General features: G+C 68.8%; 18 protein-coding genes. 7 read left to right on the top strand and 11 right to left on the bottom strand.

Features of this window, described 5'->3' with window-relative positions:
* The first annotated feature begins 187 nt into the window (after positions 1-187).
* Genes BGP03_RS19715 through BGP03_RS19725 form a run of 3 tightly spaced genes read left to right on the top strand, consistent with a single transcriptional unit; the run spans position 188 to position 4979 of the window.
* Complete coding sequence (locus BGP03_RS19715) at positions 188-1411, top strand: salicylate synthase (protein ID WP_298800544.1); 1224 nt, start codon at positions 188-190, stop codon at positions 1409-1411.
* On the top strand, positions 1408-4044 hold the full coding sequence (locus tag BGP03_RS19720; protein ID WP_298800545.1) for an alpha/beta fold hydrolase: 2637 nt from the start codon (positions 1408-1410) through the stop codon (positions 4042-4044). Before BGP03_RS19715 ends, BGP03_RS19720 begins: the two co-directional genes overlap by 4 nt.
* Positions 4041-4979, top strand: a complete 939-nt coding sequence (locus BGP03_RS19725) for a hypothetical protein (protein WP_298800546.1) — start codon at positions 4041-4043, stop codon at positions 4977-4979. The genes BGP03_RS19720 and BGP03_RS19725 overlap by 4 nt, the downstream gene beginning before the upstream one ends.
* 290 nt (positions 4980-5269) lie before the next feature.
* Here the strand turns inward: BGP03_RS19725 and BGP03_RS19730 are convergent, their stop codons facing one another.
* The 4 genes from BGP03_RS19730 to BGP03_RS19745 form a co-directional block, all read right to left on the bottom strand.
* On the bottom strand, positions 5270-6100 hold the full coding sequence (locus tag BGP03_RS19730) for a sugar phosphate nucleotidyltransferase (RefSeq protein WP_298800547.1): 831 nt from the start codon (positions 6098-6100) through the stop codon (positions 5270-5272).
* Between the two features lie 165 nt (positions 6101-6265).
* Entirely contained in the window at positions 6266-6652 is a 387-nt protein-coding gene (locus BGP03_RS19735; protein WP_298800565.1) for a hypothetical protein, read from the bottom strand.
* Between the two features lie 85 nt (positions 6653-6737).
* Positions 6738-7034, bottom strand: a complete 297-nt coding sequence (locus BGP03_RS19740; protein WP_298800548.1) for a hypothetical protein — start codon at positions 7032-7034, stop codon at positions 6738-6740.
* A 337-nt stretch (positions 7035-7371) separates the two neighbouring features.
* Positions 7372-8742, bottom strand: coding sequence for a sugar transferase (locus BGP03_RS19745; RefSeq protein ID WP_298800549.1), 1371 nt, complete (start codon positions 8740-8742; stop codon positions 7372-7374).
* Positions 8743-9427: 685 nt separating this feature from the next.
* On the opposite strand from BGP03_RS19745, the gene BGP03_RS19750 reads away from it, so the two are divergent.
* Positions 9428-10159: a hypothetical protein gene (locus BGP03_RS19750; protein ID WP_298800550.1), complete on the top strand. Its 732-nt coding sequence runs from the start codon at positions 9428-9430 to the stop codon at positions 10157-10159.
* A gap of 1 nt (position 10160) precedes the next feature.
* Here BGP03_RS19750 and BGP03_RS19755 read toward each other — a convergent pair whose 3' ends face one another.
* Positions 10161-11933, bottom strand: coding sequence for a hypothetical protein (locus tag BGP03_RS19755; protein ID WP_298800551.1), 1773 nt, complete (start codon positions 11931-11933; stop codon positions 10161-10163).
* A gap of 142 nt (positions 11934-12075) precedes the next feature.
* On the opposite strand from BGP03_RS19755, the gene BGP03_RS19760 reads away from it, so the two are divergent.
* Positions 12076-13593 carry an oligosaccharide flippase family protein gene (locus BGP03_RS19760; RefSeq protein ID WP_298800552.1) on the top strand — a complete coding sequence of 506 codons (1518 nt, stop codon included), beginning with the start codon at positions 12076-12078 and terminating at the stop codon, positions 13591-13593.
* A complete protein-coding gene (locus tag BGP03_RS19765; RefSeq protein ID WP_298800554.1) occupies positions 13590-14480 on the top strand; it encodes a glycosyltransferase family A protein in 891 nt (296 codons plus the stop codon). The genes BGP03_RS19760 and BGP03_RS19765 overlap by 4 nt, the downstream gene beginning before the upstream one ends.
* Before the next feature lie 48 nt (positions 14481-14528).
* On the opposite strand, the gene BGP03_RS19770 is transcribed toward BGP03_RS19765, so the two are convergent.
* The 6 genes from BGP03_RS19770 to BGP03_RS19795 all read right to left on the bottom strand — a co-directional run bounded on the left by BGP03_RS19770 (position 14529) and on the right by BGP03_RS19795 (position 21360).
* Positions 14529-15653, bottom strand: coding sequence for a hypothetical protein (locus tag BGP03_RS19770; protein ID WP_298800556.1), 1125 nt, complete (start codon positions 15651-15653; stop codon positions 14529-14531).
* A 161-nt stretch (positions 15654-15814) separates the two neighbouring features.
* Positions 15815-16714 (bottom strand): glycosyltransferase family 2 protein, encoded by a 900-nt coding sequence (locus BGP03_RS19775; protein ID WP_298800557.1) that lies wholly within the window; start codon positions 16712-16714, stop codon positions 15815-15817.
* Entirely contained in the window at positions 16707-17987 is a 1281-nt protein-coding gene (locus BGP03_RS19780; RefSeq protein WP_298800558.1) for an O-antigen ligase family protein, read from the bottom strand. Before BGP03_RS19780 ends, BGP03_RS19775 begins: the two co-directional genes overlap by 8 nt.
* Positions 17988-18064: 77 nt before the next feature.
* Complete coding sequence (locus BGP03_RS19785; protein ID WP_298800559.1) at positions 18065-18889, bottom strand: hypothetical protein; 825 nt, start codon at positions 18887-18889, stop codon at positions 18065-18067.
* Positions 18890-18942: 53 nt separating this feature from the next.
* The gene (locus BGP03_RS19790) at positions 18943-20193 is read right to left on the bottom strand and encodes a hypothetical protein (RefSeq protein WP_298800560.1); all 1251 of its coding nucleotides are present in this window, start codon (positions 20191-20193) and stop codon (positions 18943-18945) included.
* A 156-nt stretch (positions 20194-20349) separates the two neighbouring features.
* The gene (locus BGP03_RS19795; protein ID WP_298800561.1) at positions 20350-21360 is read right to left on the bottom strand and encodes a hypothetical protein; all 1011 of its coding nucleotides are present in this window, start codon (positions 21358-21360) and stop codon (positions 20350-20352) included.
* Between the two features lie 285 nt (positions 21361-21645).
* Here BGP03_RS19795 and BGP03_RS19800 point away from each other — a divergent pair, with 285 nt between their 5' ends.
* Positions 21646-22893: an acyltransferase gene (locus BGP03_RS19800; RefSeq protein ID WP_298800563.1), complete on the top strand. Its 1248-nt coding sequence runs from the start codon at positions 21646-21648 to the stop codon at positions 22891-22893.
* Positions 22894-23013: the final 120 nt, after the last annotated feature.

The following is a 23013-nucleotide window of genomic DNA, read 5'->3' on the forward strand; positions in this document are numbered from 1 at the left end:
TGGATGTCGGTCCTGGAACACTCGCTTCCCCGTCCCCAGCAGGCCGAGTGTCGACGTTGACGTGCCTTTCCGTCCCCTGGAGGTGTTCTTGATCAGCAATTACCATGTCGTCACGCAGGTCCTCGCACTGGATCCTGCACGTGCGGTGCGTCAATTGATTTCGTCCGGTTTGTTCGGCCATCACGTGATGTACGAACGGGGTGGCCGCTACCATCTCGCCGGGCTGGCGCAGGGCGAGATCGTGGTCGACGCCCGGCGGGTGCGGTCCACCCGCACCGCCGACGGGTCGTGCGCGGAGACGAGCTGGTCCTGCACCCCGTGGGCCGGGATCACGGCGGCGATCGAGCGCGTCGGGGTCGAGGGTGCGCGGGTCTACGGGTTCGCCTGCTTCGACCTGGCCGCGCAGATCGGCACCGGCGCACCGCCCGCCGACGGGGACGAGACCCTCGCCCACATGATCGTTCCGGGCCTCGAGGTCGAGCTCGGCGCGGGGCGTGCCGTGGTGCGCGCGGTGGAGCCCGCGCTCCTGGACGCGGTGGCCCGCGTGCTCGCCGCACCCGACACCCTCGCCGACCCGGTGGCCTCGCCCGTCGACGTGCGCGTCGGCAGCGACCGGTACCGGGAGGGCGTGGAGTCGGCGGTCGGCGACATCGCCGGCGGCCGGATGCAGAAGGTGATCCTCTCGCGCTCGGTGGTCGTCGACTTCCCCGTCGACATCGCCGCCACCTACGAGCTGGGTCGCTCCCGCAACACCCCCACCCGCTCGTTCCTGCTGGACCTGGGCGGCTGGGTCGCGGCCGGCTTCAGCCCGGAGAGCCTGGTGGAGGTGAGCGCGGACGGCGCGGTGTCGACGCAGCCGCTCGCGGGTACCCGCGCGTTCACCGGCGACGCGGCGCTCGATGCGAAGCTGTGCGCGGAGCTGGTGTCGGACCCGAAGGAGATCTTCGAGCACGCCACGTCGGTGAAGCTCGCCGTGGACGAGGTCACCGAGATCGCCACCGAGGGCTCGACGCGGATCACCGAGTTCCTGGCCGTCAAGCAGCGCGGCAGCGTGCAGCACCTCGGCTCCCGCGTGATGGGCGACCTGCAGGACGGCAGGACGGTCTGGGACGCGCTCGGCGCGGTGTTCCCCGCCGTGACGGCGTCGGGGATCCCGAAACGCCCCGCCTACGACGTGATCAGCGAGCTGGAGGACGGCGCGCGCGGCCTCTACGCCGGCACCGTGTTCATGCTCGACACCGACGGCGCGCTGGACGCGGCGCTGGTGCTGCGCGCGATCTACCAGCGCGACGGGCGCACCTGGCTGCGGGCGGGCGCGGGCATCGTCGGGGCGTCGCGGCCCGACCGCGAGTACGAGGAGACCTGCGAGAAGCTCACCAGCGTCGCGCCGTACGTGGTGCGTGCCTCGTGACGACGGCGACGAGCACGACGCTCGCCCCGCTCACCGTGCCCGGTGACGTGCACTCGGTGGTGACGCGGTGGCGGCAGGTCGTCGCGGCGGTCGGCGGGCGGGCGGCCGTGAGCTCGGCGGGCGTGCAGTACTCCTTCGCGCGGGCCGACGCGGTCACCGACGTGGTGGCGGCGCGGCTGCTGGCCACCGCACCCGACGACGGCACGCCCGTGCTGACGCTCACCGACCACAGCGCCGAGGGCGTGCTCGCGCTGTGGTCGGTGATGAAGTCGGGCCGGATCCTGGTGGCCCTGGACCGGCACCTGCCGGTCGACCGGCTGCGGACGATCGTGGAGCTGTCGGGCGGCACGTGTGTGATCACCGACGACGGGCACGCCGGGTTGGCGGCCGAGCTGGGCGTCGGCACGGTGCTGCGCTACGAGGAGCTCGCCGCGGACGGGCCGAACACGGTGGCGGACCGGGCCACGGCGGCCGCGGTGCCGGAGGCGAGTCAGCGCGATCCGCTGTGCATCGTGTTCACCTCCGGCTCCACCGGTGTCCCCAAGGGGGTGGTGGTGACCCACGGGCATGCGCTCAACGACGCCCACCACGGCGTGGAGAACCTGCGGATCGACGTGACCGACCGGGTCGCGCAGGTGCTGCCGCTGTCGTTCGCGGGCGGGTTCATGCTGATGCTCAAGGCGGTGCTCAACGGCGCCGGCGTGTGGGCCTACGACCCCCGTGACCAGGGCGTGCGCGGGTTGGAGCCGTTCATCGCCCGGGAGCGGCTGACGGTGCTCGGCTGCACGCCGCACCTGCTGCGCGCGTTGGTGGCCGCGCTGCCCACCGGGCACGTGCTGGACACGCTGCGGCTGGTCACCACCTGCGGCGAGGCGGTCTACGGCCGCGACTACGAGGCACTGCGCCCCCACCTGCGCCGGGGCGCGTCGTACGTCAACTGGTCGGGGTCGTCGGAGGTCGGCAACATCTCCTTCCACGAGATCCCGTGGGGCTCGCCGGAGCAGGACGGCCCGATCCCGGCCGGGCGCATCGCGAGCAACAAGGAGGTGCGGATCCTCGGCGAGGACGGGATGCCGGTCGCCGCGGGTGGGACCGGTGAGCTCGTCGTCGTCTCCGACTACATGTCGGCCGGGTACTGGCGCAACCCCGCGGCCGAGGCCGCCAAGTTCGGCCGCGACGCCGACGGGCGTCGGCTGTGCCGGCCCGGCGACATGGCCCGCGTGCAGGACGGGACGCTGAGCTTCGTCGGCCGCACCGATGCCGCGGTGAAGATCCGCGGTTACCTCACCGATCCCAGCGAGGTGGAGGCGGCGATCGTCGAGTCCGACGCCGTCAGCGAGGCGGCGGTGATCGCCGTGGTGCGGCCTCCGGCACCGAGCTACCTGGTGGCGTACGTGGCCGCGGACAAGCGGTTCCGTGCCGAGGAACCCGCGATGCTGCGCCGCCGGCTGCGGCAGCGGCTGCCCGAGTACATGGTGCCCGCGGTGTTCGTCGCGATGGCGGAGCTGCCGCGCAACGAGCGCGGCCGCGTCGATCGCCAGGCCCTGCCGCCCGCCGCCCCGCCCACGCCGAGCGAGCCGCCCACCACACAGTGGGAGATCGTGCTGTCGGACCTGTGGGGCGAGGTACTGGGCCTGGACTCGGTGGGGCTCGACGACGACTTCATGGAGCTCGGCGGCGACTCGCTCACTGCCCAGGAGATGCGCCGGCTCGTCACCGAACGGCTCGGGATCACCGTGGCGTCGTCGGACCTCGTCGAGGCGCCGACGCTGCGCCAGTTCACCCAGCGGGTCACGCTCGGCTCCGCGTCGCTGCCCAGCCACCCCGACATCGTGCCGCTGCGCACCGGCGGGGCGGGCACGCCGGCGTTCTGCTTCGTCGGCGGCGGGTCGCTCGCGCTCACGTTCGTGCCGATCGCGCGCCATCTCGGCGACCGCCCGGTGTACGGGTTCCAGGCCCACGGCCTGGAGCGCCGCGCCCTGCCCGACCGCACCGTCGAGGCGGCCGCCCGTCGCGCGCTGGCCCTGATCCGGGTCATCCAGCCGCACGGCCCCTACATCCTGGTCGGGCACTCGTTCGGCGGGCTGGTGGCCCTCGAGGTGGCGCGACAGTTCGACCAGGCCGGCGAGAGCGTCCGCCACGTCACGCTGCTCGACACCTACCTGCCCTCGAGCAGCGCCGGTGCCGTCCTGGCCCCGCGCGCCGACGTGCCGGACGACCTGCCCGTCGCGGCCCCGCCGCTGTGGCGCCGGGGTCTGGGCGCCGCCGGGGACGTGGTCCGCAGCCGGGTGCAGACCGTGCTCCCGCACGGGCTGCCGGAGCTCGACCAGCTCGGCGAGCGGGTCCGGGCCCGCCTGGCCGGCGTCGTCCCGTTCGAGGGGCAGCGCCAGTTCGACGCGTTCTTCGACAACTCCGGGCTCGTCGCCCGCCGGTACCACCTGCGCCCGACCAGCACCCCGGTGCTGCTCGTGCTCGGCGACGACAACCCCGACGGCCCCGACGCCTGGACGTCGCTGCTCACCGGGCCGCACAGGATCGTCGAGATCGCCGCCGAGCACAGCTCGCTGATGCGCGAACCGCACGCCACCGACATCGGGGCGCTGATCACCGGCGAACTCGGCGACGACCGGTGATCCAGCGGTCCGGATTCCTGCCGCACGTCGTCGGGATCGACCGGGGTCTGATGGCGGTGGTGCGGCACTTCGGCACGGGCGGGGTGGCCCCCGCCCAGCGGCACGCCCGGACGGTGTTCCGGTTCGTCGTCGAGGGCGAGGGCGTCTGGATCGACGGCACGGGCAACCGGTACGCGGTGTCCCTGGGTGACCTGCTGATCCGGCCGGGCGGGCAGTGCAGCACGCAGGACGGCCCGTTGACCTGGATCGACGGCCTGACGGCGGAGCCCACCGTCGCCCCGGAGGCCGCCGTCTCAGCCAGTGAACGGCTCTGGGGCCATCCGGGCCTGGCCCCCGTCGGAGCGGCGCCGTGGGTCTCGCCGCTGGTGGTCCACCGCTGGCGGCACACCGACGCCGCCCTCACCGCCCAGCTCGAGGCGGAGTCCGCCGACGACCCCGGCGTCGTCGGGCCCGGGCCCGCGGTGGTCCGGTTCACCGACCCCGCCACCGGCCGCGACGCCCTGCCCACCGTGCGCACCGAGATGCACCGGCTGCGCCCCGGCGCCCGCGCCGGCACGTCCGGCTGCGCGGGGTCGGTCCTCTGGCAGGTGTTCGACGGCGACGGGTCGGTGACCGTCGGCTCCGAGCGCCACGACGTGGCCCGGGGCGACCTGTTCGCGGTGCCCCCGGGCGTCCCGGTCACGTTCTGCACCGACCGCGGCCTGGACGCCTTCCGCTTCTCCGACGAACCGGTGGTGCCGGTCCGCCGTTGCTGGCGTTGCGCTGCTTCCAGCCCGAGTGCGCCGACGAGGGCCGATCGGTGCCGTCTGGAGCGACGGGAGCAGGCAGCGGGGAGCGGACGCCGCCGGCCGGACCACGACGCGGGCCGGCACACCGAGAGCTGCTCTCAGGTGATACGACGATTGCCATCAGATGCCGAGGTTTCCGCGCACTGAGCTCCCGTGGAGGCGGGGTGGCTCACGGCGAGCTGATCCGGCCGTTGGTGGATGAGCTGGGGGCACGGCTGGCCGACATGCAGGCGTTGCGTCTACTGGCGGTGGCCGGCAGTGGTGTCGGCACAGCCGTCGGGGCACCTGCGCAAGGGCAGAAGGCCCCGACCCGATGGACGCGCCGACCACAGCGATCCCCGCCCCGGTGTGGCGCGAGATCAACCGGTCAAGGCCCGCTCTCGGCATTGCCCGCCCCGCTGCGACGGGCGGTAAGACCCGCGGGCCGGTGGCCTGCGTCAGCGCTCGAGAACTGCGGCGCCAATACCCGCGATGGCGGTCTGGAGCGGATCCCGCTGTGGTGCGTCCCACAACATCCATGGGCTCGTCCCCGACTGATAGAGCGCTTCGAGCGCCGTACGCTCCTTGACGGTATCCGCCGGATGCCAGAATCCCTTGTGGCGGTATGCGAGCATCCGTCCCTCTTGCGCGAGTGGCATACAGGCATCCGCGATCAGGTCGCCGTCTTCGGGTAGGTGATCGAAGATCGTCGGGCGGAGCACGAAGTAGCCGCCGTTCTCCCAGATCGGCATGTCCTGCAGCGTCCGGATGCTCGAGATCCGCCCGTCGTCGGCGACGTCGACGCAGTGGAAGGCGGACTGGGGTGGGACAGCCACCAACGATCCCACGGCGTCACTCGCCCTGAACTCCTCGATCATGTGGTTCAGCGGCAGGTCGGTCAGGACGTCGGCGTAGTTGGCCAGGAAGACCTCCTCGTCCTGCACGTACTCCCGCACACGCCGCAGACGCTCACCGATCGGTGACGCGAGCCCGGTGTGGACGAACGTGATGTTCCAGTCCTGGATGTCGGAGCCCAGCAGCTCGACCTCGCCCTGGTGCAAGACGAAGTCGTTGGACGCAGTCTCGGCGTAGGTCAGGAAGTAGTCCTTGACGTGTTGGGCGCCGTAACCGAGACAGAGGATGAAGTCCTTGTGGCCGAAGTGGGCGTAGTAACGCATTACGTGCCAGATCAGAGGCCGGGGGCCAACCGTTGTCATCGGCTTGGGTACATCGGACTGGCCGTCGCGCATGCGCATGCCGTACCCACCGCAGAACAAGACGACCTTCATCGTACGAATCCCTTCGGCTGACCGCACCCGATCCTCCCAGTGAAGGTCGCGCCGGGAGGGCGTCGCGTTAGCCCCGGTCGTTCATGAGGGTTGTGGATCGATCTTGTAGTAGCGGCTGTCAGCTTCTGAGGTAGCTCCCGCCGCTTGTCGTGTCGGGGTTGAGGATCAACCCAGCTGGACGGGCAGCGCCGCGACCCGTGCATTGGATGCGCAGCCAACACCGGCGTTGTCCCCGGTTGAGCCGGGCGGCGACGTGCAGCAGTCGGAGCGCAGCGTCTTCGGCTCGGCCTTCGCGAGTTCGCCGTGCAGGAGCATGTGCTGGGTCCAGGCGATCAGATCGACCGCCAGCATCACGACCTTCAGTGCGGGCGCTCGCGGTGCACGATCACCCTCGTCCTGCATGGTTGGCCGACCAGCGACCGGGCGGGCGAACCTGGCTGATGCGGGCCAGGTCGGCGCCGTCACGGTAGCCGCTGTCGCGTCGATCGCGTCCGCCCACACCTTCTTCCCGATCGTGGCGATCGAGGCCCGCTCCGGAGCACGGATCGCCATAGTCGACCGAGCAGCTCATCGACTCCTCGCAGCGCCCGGATGTGGACGCGGAACTCCCGCGTGCAGCCGGCGGTGTCGACCCGGATCAGGATCGGGTTGCCCAGAGCGGCGGTGAGGAGCCGGGCAGCACCTTGTCGGCTGCCGTCGCGGGCGGGAACGGCGCGCCCGACAGTTCGGCGTGCTGCACCCAGACCACCTCCCGCGCCGCGGACCGGGCTCGCGCGACCGCGCCCAACCCGGCGGTGTCGAGCCGGTCCAGCAGCCGCCAGCAGGTCGAGTCCGATGCCACCGTCCCGGACAGCTCGGCCTGACCGGCCAGCATCGCGATGTCGGAGATCGTTGTCGCGCCGCAGGCGACCGCCACCGTCATGTCCACCAGCATCCGACCAGGATCATGGCGCGCCCGCGGCGTGCACAGCTGGGCCAACATCTCGGCGAGCTGCCCGGTCAGCGTGGTCCGTCGGCAAACATCGGCCAGCAACCGTGGCCGGTGTGCGACCCCACGCCCTCGCCGTCCGCGGGTTGCCGTGATCCTCGGTCTGGTCGTTGTAGCCTGCATCACCAGAGTGCTCCTCTACCGGGAAGATCTGGGCCCTCAACAACCACAGTCTCCCCTGGTAGCGGGGCACTTTCGTCAATCCAGACACGGACACGCCGAACCCCCCGTGAAGAGCCCGGAGTTGGTCCTTCCCGGCGATTCAGCGTCAGAAAGGCAGACCTCAGTAGGCCCCGCTTCCCCGGGCAAGGGTGCCAATCGTCTTCCAGAGGATCAGAGCGTCCATCGCCAGGGTCCAGTTCTCCACATAACGCAGATCGAGCCGGACCGATTCTTCCCAGGACAGGTCACTCCGCCCGCTGACCTGCCACAGGCCGGTCAGCCCCGGCTTGACCATTAGTTTGCGCTCGGCGTCTCGGGAGTAGCTCGCAACCTCTTCTGGAAGCGGGGGGCGGGGGCCCACCAGTGACATGCTGCCGGCGAGCACGTTAAACAACTGTGGCAACTCGTCGAGCGAGTATTTGCGCAGCGTCGCGCCTATTCTGGTAATACGCGGATCACCGCGGACCTTGAACATTGGGCCCGCGCCTTCGTTCTGGGTCATCAACTCGTTCTTCCGGGCCTCGGCGTCGGTGACCATCGACCGGAACTTGATGATCTTGAATACCCGGCCGTGCTTGCCCACGCGCTCCTGGCGGAAGAACACTGGGCCGCCGTCAACCTTCACGGCCACAGCTAGGGCCACCAGCAACGGTGCGATGACAACGGAGAGAAGGGCGGCCCCCGTCCAGTCGATGACGTTTTTCACCACCCGTGGCATCCCGTCGAAGACGGGGTGGGTCAGGCGCAAGAGTGGCAGGCCGTCCACCGGCGCGATGTGCAGCCGCGGTCCGGCCATCTCCATGAGGCCCGGATCGACCACGAGGTCGGCCCCGAGTCCTTCCAGGTCCCAGGCCAGCTGGTGCAGGCGACGGGGGGACCAGCCGGGGGTACTGGCCACGGACACGACGCGGTGGTCGCCGCGGTGCACGATCTCCGCGACGGAGTCGAGATCACCGAGCACCGGAATTCCGAGGATCGTGGCGGAGTCATCCGGTCCGGTTCCCGTCGGAGTGCAGGCACCACTGACATGCCAGCCGTTGTACTGGTCCCGTCGGGTGCGCCGGATCAAGTCCTCGATCGACTCGGTAGTACCGATTGCCAGCATCGAGTGGATGAAACGGCCGCGGCTCCGGTTGCGGTGCAGCCACTTCCGGAGGGCGAACCGCCCGGTGAGCGACAACGCGCCGGCCAGCGGCAGCAGACCGAACACCCATGGCCGTACAGCTGGCAGCTGAAGGCCCAGCCCGAGCAGGCCCAGCAGGACGGCGCTCGTGATGAACGCCCGCATCAGCCTGCTGAACTCCTCGGAGCCCTGGCCGAGCATCCGGGGGTCCCACACCCTCGTGATGAACAGGCACACGAACGTCAGGGCGGAGACGACGATGCCGAGTGCGGGGGAGATCTGGCCGCCGTACTGGGGGGCCCAGTTGCCGAGCCCGAGGACGTGCCCGACGACCACGACGGAGGCGACGGCGGTGAGGTCGCTGATCACGACCGCGAACGCGAAACGCGACTCCCAGCGCTGTCGTGGAATCGCGCCGCGCAACGGAGGTGTCGGAGTTCCTGGCGCGCCAAGTTCGGGACGCACCGCGGGGGCAGCCGCCCGGAGCAGGGGGTGCTGCTGTTCGGAAGCACCGTTGACGCCCTGTTGTGAAGTCACTGTCGCCCCTCGTGCCGCGTCGTCGCCCAGTACGCCGACGCCCTGTGATACCGGCCCCGTCCGGTCATGCCAGCAGCATCGGCGACGTGTGTCCGTCATGACGACTCACGGCCGACATTGGCTGTGCCCAATTCCGAACTCGCGTGACGGGCCCTTGGTGTTACCTGGCGTCACCGGTAATGCCGGGGCCTGAACTGTCGAGTAACCACAGGGGGTCCGAAGCCCGGGTGCGGCGCCGGCCAGGCCCGAACACTTCTGTCGGCAGGTTCATCGGAGGCAAGGTCACATGCGCGGTCGCGGAGCGGCATCGAGCTACCCCCGCATCGTCTCGGCGGTCCTGCTGCTTGCGGTGGGTCTGCTCGCGACGGCGTGCACCGTGTTCAGTTCGGCGGCGGGTGCTCCGCCGAACCCCACCGCCTCGGACACCACCGTCGCGGCATCGCGGGCCGACTTCCCCGGACCACCGAACACAGGCGTCCCACCCGGAACGACGCTCCGACCGTACAACGGCTCATGCGTGATCACGCAGGACAGCACCGTCATCGACTCGAGTCTGGTCACCTGCGACCTGGTCATCTTCGCGGCGAAGGTCGTGATCTCGCGGAGCAAGATCATGGGCCAGGTCGTACTGGACACCGATCGGCCTGGTTCGCAGCGGTGGTCCGCCACGCTGGTCGACAGCGAGGTCGATGCCGGTGTGGTGCATGAGGCCGCGGTGAGCTCGGGGAACATGACGATTCTTCGAGCGGACATCCAGGGTGGGCAGACGAGCGTGCAATGCGGGGAGCTCGCCGTCTTCTGCACCGTCCGTGACTCATGGCTGCACGGTCAGCAGATCCCGGCGGGTGCCGACTGGCATCTCGGAGGCTTCCTGTCCAACGGCGGTCGGAACATCGAGCTGACCCACAACACCGTCCACTGCGAGCCGCAGCCGACAGGGAAGGACGGTGGCTGTACCGGTGACATCAACCTGCTGGGGGACTTCGCGCCTGTCTCGCACGTCACCATCACCGGGAATCTGCTGGCGGCCAACGTCGGCAACTCCTACTGCACGTACGGCGGAGATGCTTCGAGTAAGAAGTTCCCGCACGCCGACAATGTGGTCTACCGGGACAACGTGTTCGAGCGCGGGACCAATGGCATGTGCGGTGGTTACGGCCCGGTGAGCAGCTTCAACGACCGGGGGCCCGGCAATCTCTGGGTCAACAACACATGGGACGACGGTCAACCCGTCGTTCCGGCCGACTGAGTCAGCCCGGACGGAGCGCCGAGGTCAGCACCTCCAGGTTGACCAGCATCGCCGCCGACGCCGGATCAGGCGTGGCCCTGCCCCGGATTACATCGTCGATCCACTCCGACCGGAAGAACCCGAGTTCGCGTACACCGGCGAGCGCGTCGCCGGAGCCCCGGTAGTACTCGGCAATCTTCGGTGTGAGGGCCGAGGTGCCCGCGGCCGGCCTGCCCGCGCGGGCGAGGCGCTGACGGGCCTTTCCTGCGATCTTCTGTGCGGTGGAGGCCGCAAGGCGTGCCCGGTTCGCGAGATCGGGGTAGGCGAAGACCCGCGGGGCCGGACGGCCGTCGAGCGGGATCGACGACAGCTCCTCGTCGAGGAAGCACGACAGCCTGCTCAAGAAGAGGGAGTTCTGCTTGTCACGAGGGTGCAGGCTGCGTGCGACCGCAAGGAACCGGTCGTCCAACATCGGATTGATCGTGATCCGGTCCAGCGCCGTCGTCGACGCGAGTACGCCCGACCAGCGGTGCATGCGCTCCATCAGGTAGAACTCATCCGTCGCCTCGAACCAGCTCGAGCCGTAGCCGGCAAAGGTGTCGGACAGGAGGTCGATCGTGTCGCTCCTGGCGCGGGAGGCGAACCGGGGGTCGAGAACCTCGTCCGGGACGGACTCGTTGGTGAACATGCGCCACTCCGCGAGGCGGCGAACCCGGGCACGGGTGACGGGCGCAGCGCGGTAGGGACCGAGGTAGTAGAAGCCGCGAGCGAACTCCCCTCCCAGCCCCGCCAGTCTCGGACGCCGGTCCAGCTGGGCCTCCGCCCATGAGACGGAGGCCAGCGCGATCGGGTTGGCCGAGCAGTCGAGCCGTACTGCGGCCGCCGTGGCCAGGTCGTGCGCTTCCTCAGGATCGACGTCACGCAGCCCATCGAGGTCCACCGTCCGGTGAATCATCCCGAAGCGTCGCGCCAGCGCTGCCGCTATGTCGGCGTCCGGATTGCCGGGTGAGGCGAGCGTCATCACCTCGAGCCCCTTCCGTCGGGCCGGCGCGATGGCCCCGAGCAGTATCCGTGAGTCCTGGCCCCCGGTGAGCTGCAGGATCAGATCGGGATGGTCCTCGATAACGGCGTGGACGTGAGCACGCAGAACAGCGGCCGCATCGGCAACCGCACGGTCGAGCCCCGGCCTGCCGGACCTGTCGGCCGGTGGAGCCGGCTCCAGCTGCGCCGCCCCGCCCCGGAGCGTCAAGGAGGCGCCCGGCGGCAGCTTCCGTACTGCCTCGAACGGCGTGTGCAGGCCCACCTGCCAGCCCATCAGGGCTTGAGTGCCCAGCGCGCGACGATCGGCACCGGAAGGTCCGCACGTTGCCAAGGCCCGCGCCGACGTCGACACCGCCGCCCACCCGTCGCCCGAGCGGTGGTAGACCTGTCGGTAACCCAGCGGGTCGGCGGCGACGGTGAGCCCGTACTTCGGATGGCTCACCGCGGCGGCGAAGGGCGGCAGGATCTCCCGGGTGTCGGGTCCCCCCGGTCGCCCGAACAGCCGTGCCACCATGTCGACGTCAAGGGCCTGCTCATGCCGGCGGGGCGCCAGACTGAGAAGATCGACGACCGTACCGTCGGGGCGGGCGGGGGGATCCGGAACATCGGCGCGAACGACCACGACGCCGTCGACGTTGCGTACCACCGCGTCTCCGCCCATGACGCGAACGGCATCGCGCACGTCGGGTGCGTCTCTGCCGGACTCGACCGAGAGGGCGAGGAACCCTGGCCCGGAGGCCGAAACGGTGGTCATGGGCGACATCCTGCCGACGCTTCCGCATCTTTCGGCGGCGGGGTCCGCCGACGCCTCGTAACAGCGCGGGTGCGCTGGCCGACTCCGGTGGGGAGCGCGCGCTGTGCATGTCGGCGGCGCCGCGAGACCGAGGGAGACGTTGGTGGAGGACGAGTCGGTTCTCTCGGCAGGGCCGCGGGGGGAAGACAGCGGCCTCGCTACCGTCGGCGCTCAGGCCGGTCGGGGGTTGCGTTGGAGCCTCCTCGGAAACGTTGTGCTCAAGGTGGGCTCGTTCGCGCTCGGCCTCACTCTCGCCCGGTTGCTCACCCCGGCGGACTTCGGCGTCTATGCGGTCGCGCTGGCTGCCCTGAACTTCCTGATGCACGTCAACGACGTCGGAATCATCGCGGCCACCGTGCAGTGGAGAGGCCGACTCGCGGACATGGTGCCCACTGGTTCGACGCTCGCCGTCGCGTTCAGCCTGGCCGTCTACGGGATGTGCTGGTGGCTCGCTCCCGCGTTCGCAGAGCTCGCCGGTAGCCCGGGTGCGGCCGGGCCGATCCGGCTCCTCACTGTCGGCATCCTGATCGACGGCATCACCGCGGTTCGGGCCGGCGCATTGATCCGCCGCTTCCAGCAGGACAAGCTCGCGTGGGCGAATCTCGCGGGATTCGTCGTCAACTTCGTGCTCGCCGTCGCCCTCGCCCTGCACGGCGCGGGCCCGTACAGCTTCGTCGGCGGCTACGTCGCGGGGGCCGCTCTCACCGGAGCTCTCGTCTTCGTGCTCGCCCGCCTGCCGGTTTCGTTCGGCCTCAACCGCGACGTCGCTGCCCGGTTGATGAGTTTCGGACTGCCTCTGGCCGCCGGACTCGGCGTGGAGGCGCTCCTGCTGAATGCCGACTACGTGATCGTCGGACGCTACCTGGGCGTCGTGGCTGTCGGGTTCTACCTGTTGGCGTTCAACATCTCCAGCTGGATGCAGGGGTTGGTCGGCCAGGCGATCCGCTGGGTCAGCGTTCCCGCCTTCTCACGACTAGCCGAGGACAACGGTGCTCTCAACGAGGGTGTCCGCCGCTCGGTGCCACTCCTGGTGACAATCGCTCTGCCGGTCGCCGTGGTTCTCGGCACCATGAGCCCCGACGTCGTCGTCGGTCTCTACGGTCAGAGATGGGCGCCTGCCGCTGCGGCACTGCCATTCCTGGCGATGCTCGCAGTCATCCGGCTCCTCCATTGGTTCGCGATCGACATCCTCACCGCGATCGGTGCGACGCGCTCTACGTTCTGGATCAACCTCGGCTGGGCTGTGGTGTTGATACCCGCCCTGGCGCTGGGCACGTCGGCAGGGGGGATCCGGGGGACAGCGGTAACACACGCCCTCGTCGGCCTGCTGGTGGCGATACCGCTGACACTGACGTTCCTGCACCGATCGGGAGTGCGGTTGCTCCCGGTGCTCCCGGCGCTGGTCCGGCCGTTCACGGGCGCAGTCGTCGCCGGTGCCGCGTGTTGGGCCGTCCTCACCACGCTCGATCTGCCGCCTGTGTTCGAGCTCGGGGTCGGCGGAGCGACCGGGCTCCTGGCCTATGTTGCGGTGGTCGTTCCGCTGGAACGATTGAGGGCATTGGTGGTCCGGTTCCGAGTGGCCAGGACCGACCCGGTCGAGTCGAGAGGATCACAGGCATGACACCGTCAGGGACGCTCGTGTCGATCGGAATACCCCTGCGCAACAGTGAGAAGCTCGTCGACGATGTCCTACAGTCGGTGAGCGCGCAGGAATACGACAACCTCGAGTTCGTGTTGTCGGACAACGCATCCGATGACAGCACCGAAGAGATCTGCCGCGACCATGCCCGGCGGGATCCGCGGATCCGCTACCACCGGCAACCGGTGAACATCGGTGTCGACGGCAACTTCACGTTCGTGCTGCGGCAGGCGAGGGGTGAGTTCTTCCGATGGGTCGGCGACGATGACCGGCTCGAACCAAGATGCATATCACGCTGCGTAGACGTTCTGTCCGACGATCCGCGTCTGGTTCTCGTGACCACGCAACAGACATTCCGGGAGCGGGACGGCGATGTGCGTACCGCGGCCTACCTGGGCCCCGGGCTCGGCTCCTCGAATGCCGTCGACCGGCTGGAGGAATGGCTGCGCCTGTTGAACTCCACGCACCTGCTGATGGATCCGATGTACGGCGTGATGCGCCGCGCGGCGGTTGAGGATGTCCCCCGCGCGACGATGCTCCGCAGTGATCAGGTCTTCGCCACCCGGCTGGCCGTCACCGGCCCCTGGGCTCATATCAACGAGGTGCTTGCCCACCGCGGGTGGCCGGACGACACGCGCGAGGTGCTAGCGCGCCGGATGGGCCTGCCGCGCTGGAGGACGCACATCGCCACCGCGTACCAGGCACGGCATCTTCTCGGCGTCGTCGCCGAGACACCGATGACGGCAGGTGAGCGACGGCGGGCCAATCAGGCTGTGGCGACCTGGTACGTCGGGTGGCATCGCCGGCGAATCCTCGGTGGCGCACGGCGTGTCGTCGGTCGGGCCCGCATGCCGAGCGCTCGACCGTGACCGGATGGGCGTGCCGGACAGCCTGACACGCCCGTCGGAGGCCGGTGATCACATCGCGGGTGCCACTGAGGTGCCGTCCTCCCACGTGTTGTCGATCCACTGATTGCCGGGGCCGTCGACGTTGAAGTTGCTGACCGGTCCGTAGTCGCCGCATTTCTCGTTGCTTCCACGCTGGAAGACGTTGTGCTGGTAGACCACGTGATCCGCGTGCGGGTAGGTCTTGTTCGACACGTCACCGCCGAATGTGCAATACGCGAGACCCATGCTCGCGCCCATGTAGTTGCCGTCGACAGTCACGTGGGAGATCGGCGCAAAGTCACCGAAGAGGTTGACGTCTCCGGTGCAGCCGCCGTCCGAACCGGTCGGTGCGGCGTCACAGACCACCGTGTTGTGTTGGATGAGAACGTTCGTTCCACCGTTGGACAGGAATCCTCCCAGGTGCCAGTTGGCGCCCTGTGGGATGCGCTGCCCGTGGAGCCAGGAGTCGCGCACCGTGCAGAACGTCGCGTGCTCACCGCACTGGACCGCAGTCTCGCCACCATGGATGTTCGATCGGATCACCGTCATGTTGCCGTAGCTGACCGCCGGCAGTTGCACGGATCCGCCATCGACCTCGGAGTCCTGGAGTGTGTAGCTCCAGGCGGACGACCCGGTCAGATCGGTGTCCAGGGCGACCATTCCGTTGATCTTGCTATTCTTGATGGTGACGTCGGCAGCCCTGATGTCCAGCCCGCAGTTCACGGTCCTGGAGTCGATGACTGTGCCAGTTTCGGTGACGATGCAGGGACCGCCGTAGGGAGTCAGCACCGTCCCGACTGGCACCCCGGTGTTCGAGGCGTTCGGGAAGCCGCTCTGCGGGACGGGGACCGGGGCCATGGTGGTCGGGGGCACGGCGGTCGTGGTGGGTGTTGGTGGAGTGGTGGTCACGCCGGTCGGTTCGGCTCCAGTCGTCGATCCAGCAGGATCGGTCGACGTCGGAGAATCCGCGGGATCATTGTTAGCCGGAGACGGATGATCAGCATTGGCCGTGGGCTTCGCAGAATGGGTCGAGGGCAGCCCAGAAACTGCCTTGCTGAGATCAAAGGTACCCGGCTGACAACCGGTGAGCAGCACGCCGCCCAGTAGCAGGGCGGCAACGAGCGAATGACGACGTCCAGGGTGGCGAGCAGGCATGGAACGGCCTCCGGCTAGGTGCCACGCACGATGACCTCGGCAGATGGCAACTGTTTCGACGAGGTACGGAGCCCGAGGGGGAGCGAGGCTCGTGCATCGCGTGGCGACGACGAGTGCAGACTAATGGGTGCCAGCCCCTTCGTAGCGGCCTCCGTGCCGAATTAGTCTGAACGGCACAACGGAATGCTGCTGAATGCGCATGTGGCGACTGGGTCGGATGCCGAACCAACTACCGGTCGGTTGCGGCGCAGGTGGAGGGCGAATCGGGCCCGGTCGATCGCAGTGACCGCGAGATAGCAGCCCGCGTCGACGATGTGGACACGTCGGGTTCGCACCAGACGAACGAGTGCCGATATGCGGCCGTCGCTGTTGGTCGCGCTTCGACCCATGAGCGCGAGTTGGTGGTTGCCCATCCGGACCCGCGTGCGTCGGCGCAGGTGGGCCAGCAGAGTCGGGGCCGGTCGCACGACGCTGCGCGCTGTCGGAACGACACGTCGTTCCTCCGCCGCGAACGACCGGTTCACCCACTCGTCGTCGGCCACCACATCGGGGATAGGGAACACGGTCCGGTGCCCCTGCTCGTCAACGGCGTACAGACCGACACCGGCCAGTGCCCGCCGTGGACCGAACAGCTCCTCGTGGACACGATGTACGCGGCGCACGACAGGACCCGTCCCGCGCAGGTCCAGCACCGCCACCGGCGAACAGGCATGGATTCCGTCCTCGTCGAGCGTCTCCACCATGGCACACACGGTCGCGAGGTCCACCTCGACATCCGCGTCCAGATAGAGCCGCGGGAAGACCGTGCAGTCGGCGTCGCCGAGGTTCAAGGCGTGGGCCTTCCCCGCGACAGCCGTCTCGATGACGTGGACCCCCGAGGCCCGCGCGACGTCCGCGGTCGCGTCCGTGCAGGCGTTCGCCACGACCACCACGTCGAGTGTGCCCGTCGGTGCGCCGTTCAAGAGCCGGGCCAGCCCTCGGCCGATGGTGCGCTCCTCGTTGTGGGCGGGAATCACGACGCTCGCGATCGCTGCTCGTTGCTGCCTGGGGCTGTCAGCCATGAGCCCTCTCCAATTCGACGCGGCGGGTGTGAGCCGGGGGCGAGGACGGTGCGGCCTCGGATCTGATGATGCGGCAGAATGCGCCGATCACGCCGATCACGACGAAGAGAAGGCCCTCAAGGGTCCGGAAGGACAGCAGATCGAACGTGACCGATCCGACGACGGGCACGCTCGCACTCGCCATGAGCGTCATCGCAAGGTCACGGTCGCGCTGTGTGTGGCTGAGGAGCGCAGTCCGCAGCGCCGTGACTATCCCGGTGAGGTAGAGGCCCACCAGCACTGAGAACCCGATGATCCCGCTCTCGATCAGAGTCATGATGTACTGGTTGTCGAGCGCGAAGTGTTTGGGGAAATACCACGTACCCACTCCTCGACCGAACCACAGGTCCTTCGAGATCTCCTGGGCGGCGATCGGATATCGCTGCGTCCGGTAACTGACGCTGCTGTCGCTGGAGATGTTCTGGAACAGACCGATGAACGTGCTGAGCAGGCCGGGAAACGCGACCTTGGACACCGCCAGGAAGCCACCCGCTACCAGGAGTGCGGTCAGCCGCCGTCGCATCGACCAGCTGGTGATCAGCACGATGCCAGCAGCACCGACCCCCAGCACAGCGGAGCGTGACACCGAGAAGAGAAGCCCGGATGCGATGAGCGCGCTGCTCAGGTACCACCCCCACGCCGTCGTTCCCTCCGTCCGCGCACGGTAGGCGTAGTGCAGCGGCAGCGGCAGGATCATGGCACAGAGGACGCCGAACTCGATCGGGCTGCTGGTGGTGCTCTGGACCCTCGAGAACCCGGACCGGTCGTCGACCTGTCCGATTACCACGGAGCTGTCCTTCAGACCCGGTAGTACGAGGTACCTCGTCAGATCGATCTTGGCGATGAACTGCAGGGCACCGATGAGGCACACGATCGCAACGGCGACCGTCACCGTCCGCAGCAGCGTGTCGATCCGCTCGCGGGTACGGACTCCATCACAGATCAGAAGGGTCACACCGACCAGCGCCACGACGATCACCAGTGTCCGGTCGGCCTGGTTGACCTCGTCGCTCTCCAGGTAGGAGTAGTTCCCGTACGCATAGGAGGCGACGAGGCTCAGTGCGAACAGCGAGACTGCCGTGCGGACCGGGTTACGGCCTTTGGCCATGCCCAAGGTCTGTGTGATGTGGGCGCACAAACAGCACAGCGTTAGGAACAGCGCGACGAGGGTGGCCGGCGTGATGGAGAGTGGGAGCCCCTGAATGACGAGCCCGCTGGGGATGATCGTGAGCACGATGACGTAGACGCAGCTCAGCGTCGTACCGTCCGCGCGACTGCGTGCGCGGGGTAGCCGGCGGCCGCTCTCCGCTCTCATCCTCGACCGACCGGTTCTGCGGTGCGGCTGGGTTCGTCCGGCCGCAGTGTCGGCGGAGCCGCCGACCGTGGGGGCGGCGGCACTGCCGGGGGTGGTGCCGCCGCAGAGGTCGCCGGCTCCGTATGGGATTCCCGGTCGTCCGGTCCGGGGACGGGATCAGAAGCGTTGGCGCGTCCTCGCGACCGAGCAAGGTACACGCTCTCGGCCACGAAGGCCGAGGCGAGGCAGAGGATCAACCCCAGTGCGCCGGTGGCTCCGGCCGCCCGGATACGGCTGCCGCGCATCCCGACCGGGTCTGTGGGCGCGACGATCACGGAGTAGTTGACGAAGGTTGTCGTCGGTGCATCGACGGCTTGCTGCCGCTGGGCCAGCACATCCCTCCCGGCGGACAGGGCCCGGTCGACGAGCGGACGGATAAGCGCCGGGTTGCGTGAGTCGACGGTGAAGAACACGAAGGGGCCACTCTGCAGCAGTTCCGGGTTGGATGTGCCGTTGTTCACCGTGAACTCGACCGAGCCGTCGGTGGGAACGCCGATACGTGCGGCGAAGTCGGGGGTGCGCATCGCCTGAATGATCAGCGCGCCGGTGAGATCGAGCCCGTGGCCGGAGTTCAGCAGCGGGTTGATGGGGTTGGGGCGGTAGCCATTCGCGTACTGCGTCGCGCCCGTGGGCGGCGTGCTGAGCAGAACCACGGCCTTGCTCTCGTACAAGGTCGGCACGGTGACATAGACCGCCGCGGCCGCGGTCATGCCGAGCAGGAACATCGGTACGACCACGTACCACCGCCGCCACACGACGCCCAGCGTCGCCCAGAAGTCCATGCTGAATCGCCTTTCCGTCCTGCTGGTCGGGCACGCCCTCCGGCGAGCGTCTCCTAAAGGCCTACGCCAGGACCGTCCACGTCGGTCTGCTCCGGCGTTGCCTTGTTCGGTTCGGCGGCCGGGTCGGGCCGCAGGGCCGTCAGCAACTGCGTCAACGAGTCGTCGAAAGACGACTCCGCGCGCTTCAACTTGTCGCGGGTAACCGGCCCGGTGGATCCGTTGGTCGTGGGTCGGCTCCGGTCATCCCGTGGAGGTGACGGCTGTGCGGATGGCCGGGGCCGTGGCCGTGGCCGTGGGCGGCTGGACTCGGCGTCCGCCGGCGACATCGCGACCTCCGGGGCGGGTGCCCCCGCCGGGGTGACGCGCGCCTTGTCGAGGTCGATCTGCTCCGTACGGGACTCCACAGGGACCGGGCCAGGGGTTGTAGCCGTCCGCGGCACGGACTGTGGACGCTGCGGCGGCGGCCGCAACGGCGTCGTGGCCGAGTCCACGTGAGCCTGCTGAGCTACGGCCACCCGCGGCCGGCCGGTCAGAGGATCCCAGTCGCTGTTCTCCGACGGTCGACCACCGAGCTTTGGATTCCTGACCAGGGTGCCCTCGGAGAGACCGATGCTGTCCGGTATCGCGTTATCGTGCGGAGCGGTGCTCCGTTCTGCCGCCGGGAAGCCGCCGCTTCTGGTCTCTCGGAGGTACGCGCCAGCGACGACGATCAGCATACCCAGTACCAGCGCGATCGCTGCACCTTCGATCTTGAGCGTCGTGCTGGCTACTGGGGCAGTGGGGCCCACCACCCAGATTGTCGAGATCAGCTGTGAGGCCGGGGCGTTGAGCGACTGCTGTCGTTCCAGCAGGATCTGGTTGGTCTTGGCGGCCGTCTTCACAACGATGTCGTTCGCCGCCTGCGGGGACGCGGTACTCGTCCCGGTGAGGAAGAGGAACGGACCCTGGTTGTTGCCCAGGAACGATGCGCCCCCGACGTTGGTGATGGTGATGGAGGCGCCGCTGTCCGTTTCGAGACCGTCGAGCACCGGCTCGCTGTTCATCATCGCGACGATGATCGCCAGTGTGGTGTTGAGCCCGTCGCTGAAGTTGAGCAAGGGGTTGATCTTGGAGGAGGCATTCGGATCGCCGGCGGCCGCTGCCGTGTTCGTCGGTGAGCTCGTGAGGACGAGGGTGGCGTCGCTCTCGTACCGGGTGGGCAGGAGGAAGTATGCGCCCACGGCGAGCACGACTGCCACCGCGGCTGCGAGTCGCGCCACCGAGGGTCGCCTCATCAGTGCCACGATGTTGATCCAGAATGCCATGATTTGCTCCCCGACGTTTCCGCGCGGCCTGAGGAGGACCGTGTCGAGGCCTCCTCGTCCCGTAATTCCACTCGCTCGTACGACCGCCTGCGTTACGACGTCCTGCCCTGTCCACGCGTCCTGATGGGCGATCGGTGGTCTCCTGTACCGGAACGACTAGGAAATCCGCTCTAGCCAGATCTCACGCCAGAAGTGCACGAACTCCCGGGGGCAGGCAGCGTTGAACGCACCCTCGCAGACGCTGTTCTCCAGAACGATGCACGGGTTCTTCATGGTGAGCATGCGTCCGGTCCGCTCGTCGAGACAGCGGTCGACCCGCCGCTCCACCCGCCCGACGCGACCGCACCAGCGCGACATCTCTTCCTCGAAGCCCATTCCCCGGTTCAGGAGGTTCGCATCGAGGGTGGCGAGGATGGCGTCCTTCGACTTCACCCGCACCAGCTCGCCCGGCTGAAGGTCGAGGATCTCGGTCGGCGTCCGGCCGACCGCGCGCCCCTCGAGGAACCTCCACCGCAGGCCGCGGCGGAACCGTAGACGGGGTGGGAGGAATCGGATGGACAGCTTCTGCAGCCGGTTGAAAAGCCCGACGAGGAACGCACGCAGCGCCCACAGCACACCGGCGTTGCCCGAGCGCACGTCCTGGACGAACTGACCGACATCACGGAGGGGCAGGCAGGTCGGAGCCGCCCGATTGAGCTCTGTCGCCTGGCACGAATACAGCTCAGCGCCGTCCGGACCGGGTTCGCGACGGGCGTTCGCGGTCACGAGCGGGAGGAGGAGGCGTCCGTCCACAGGGCGCTCCGTAGGCGGAGTCGCGGCACCGGCACGTACCAACCACTGTTCGCGCCAGACCAGTTGACAGGCCGTCTGACACCCTCCGTGACCCTGCCCGTCACAGCGCGCGCCCGATAGGTACACGGCGTTCGACATGCGCCGCATCCCGCCGCCCCGGGTAATCGTGTCGCAGACCTTGTGGGCCACCTTGTGCACAGTCATGCGCTGCCCGCAGTACTGGAGCATCTCTGGCATGAACGGCAGACTGTCGAGCTCGCCGCGCTCGTCGAGGCTGGCGAGGATCTCAGCCTCGCCACGAACCTGGACGATGTCGCCGACGCGGAGATTCAGTTGCTCCCTCACGGGAGAGAAGTCGGTTTGGATCTGGGTCACCGTGCACCTTTCCGTCATCATCGGTGCGGCAACCAGATCCGAGTCTTCGGAACCGCCACCGGCCGGTCGAGCGGCGTTGCCCTCAGCACCTGGACGCCGAGCCCGCCACCGCGGCCGTACTCGCTCGGCCGTCTCCTGGCGTTACCCCGATCAGCCGCGAGTCGCCGGCGCACAGGGGAATGCGACCGGTGCTGCCCCCGAGTAACGGCTCACGTCGGTCACCGACTTATCCCTCGGTGCCCGCCGCCCGAGGCGTTCGGCTCGGCCCGACCCGAGAGGGACTCGATGACAGAACTTCTGCCCCCCGCTCCTGGGGCCCGACCCGAGTCCCCTGCGCCGCCCAGATCGGAGCCTGCCGCTCCCGAGGTACGGCATCGGGTCCCGGGAGCGTCCCGGATTGCGGGCCTCGACGGCATCCGCGGCCTGGCCGCGCTCTTCGTCGTCCTTCACCACAGCTGGCTGTCAGCGTTCCCCGGCTTCCCGAACGCGGCGGTTCCGCTCTGGACGGCATGGCTCGCGTTCGGTCATCTGGCCGTCGTCGTCTTCATCACGCTGTCGGGGTTCTCGCTCGCGGTGGGGCCTGCACGGGCCGGCTGGCAGCTCGGCCCGATGCGCTGCTTCCTGCGGCGGCGAGCATGGCGGATCCTGCCGCCCTACTGGGCTGCGCTCGCCTTCAGCATGATCGTTGCGGTCGTCGTCGTGCCACAGCCGGGAGAGGGTGTCCCGACCGCCAAATCGGCCGTCGTCTTCGGGGTCCTGCTCCAGGACGTCTTCGGGTCCCCGAGCCCCAATGGCGCGTTCTGGTCCATCGCGGTCGAGGCACAGCTCTACCTGGTCATGCCGTTGCTGCTCTTCGTGCGTCGGCGATGGGGTGCCGTCGTGGTGCTCGCCGTCGTCTGCGTCCCGGCGATCGCGGTCGAGCTCCTGTCGGGAAGGCTCGCGGTCGCCGCGCTCCTCGAACGTTTCGTGCCACAGATGGCGGTTCTGTTCGCCGCCGGTGTCGTTGCTGCGACGGTGCTCGGCAGCAACCGGGACCGGGCCGCTCGGATCCCCTGGGGCGTCCTCTCCGCCGTCGGGGTTCTGCCGCCCCTGGCGCTGATTCTGCTCCGGGGGCAGGTATGGAGCGTCGAGAACTTCTTCTGGGTCGACCTGGCCATCTGTCCCGCGATCGTGTTCCTCCTAGCCGGCTTGTCGGTAGGCCGTGCGAACGTGGCCGTCCGCGTCCTCGACACCCGGCCGTTGCGCGGCCTGGGGTCCTTCTCCTACAGCCTGTACCTGGTCCATGCCCCGATCGTCATCATGGTCGACGCGTTGGCCGCGCACGAAAACGTCCCGTTCGGGCTGCCTCGCCTTCTGGTCCTCGTCGCGACGGCGGTGCCCCTGTCGGTCTTGTTCGCGTGGCTCTTCGCGCGGGTCTTCGAGCTTCCGTTCCAGCGCCACCGGTCGAGCCGGGAACTCCTCGCCACGGTGCGGACCAACGTTCGCCGCACGAAGGCCACGGCCCTCCGTGAATCAGGTACCCGTCCAGAATGAGAGGATGATGCCCGCGATGCGGTTCCGCCGACGGGTCGTCGTGACCAGGGGTGCGCTTGTCGGTGTCCTGGTCGTGGTTGTCCTTGGCCTCTGCACGGCGCGCTACCTAGTGGCTTGTCA

The sequence above is a fragment of the Pseudonocardia sp. 73-21 genome, assembly GCF_001899645.1.
Lineage (GTDB): Bacteria > Actinomycetota > Actinomycetes > Mycobacteriales > Pseudonocardiaceae > Pseudonocardia.

Bases quoted from the DNA above. Each gene is read 5' to 3' on its own strand.
- BGP03_RS19715 (WP_298800544.1), top strand. From the start codon at position 188: ATGTACGAACGGGGTGGCCGCTACCATCTCGCCGGGCTGGCGCAGGGC.
- BGP03_RS19730 (WP_298800547.1), bottom strand. From the start codon at position 6,100: ATGAAGGTCGTCTTGTTCTGCGGTGGGTACGGCATGCGCATGCGCGAC.
- BGP03_RS19735 (WP_298800565.1), bottom strand. From the start codon at position 6,652: ATGGCGATCCGTGCTCCGGAGCGGGCCTCGATCGCCACGATCGGGAAG.
- BGP03_RS19740 (WP_298800548.1), bottom strand. From the start codon at position 7,034: ATGCTGGTGGACATGACGGTGGCGGTCGCCTGCGGCGCGACAACGATC.
- BGP03_RS19755 (WP_298800551.1), bottom strand. From the start codon at position 11,933: ATGACCACCGTTTCGGCCTCCGGGCCAGGGTTCCTCGCCCTCTCGGTC.
- BGP03_RS19765 (WP_298800554.1), top strand. From the start codon at position 13,590: ATGACACCGTCAGGGACGCTCGTGTCGATCGGAATACCCCTGCGCAAC.
- BGP03_RS19770 (WP_298800556.1), bottom strand. From the start codon at position 15,653: ATGCCTGCTCGCCACCCTGGACGTCGTCATTCGCTCGTTGCCGCCCTG.
- BGP03_RS19775 (WP_298800557.1), bottom strand. From the start codon at position 16,714: ATGGCTGACAGCCCCAGGCAGCAACGAGCAGCGATCGCGAGCGTCGTG.
- BGP03_RS19785 (WP_298800559.1), bottom strand. From the start codon at position 18,889: ATGGACTTCTGGGCGACGCTGGGCGTCGTGTGGCGGCGGTGGTACGTG.
- BGP03_RS19790 (WP_298800560.1), bottom strand. From the start codon at position 20,193: ATGGCATTCTGGATCAACATCGTGGCACTGATGAGGCGACCCTCGGTG.
- BGP03_RS19800 (WP_298800563.1), top strand. From the start codon at position 21,646: ATGACAGAACTTCTGCCCCCCGCTCCTGGGGCCCGACCCGAGTCCCCT.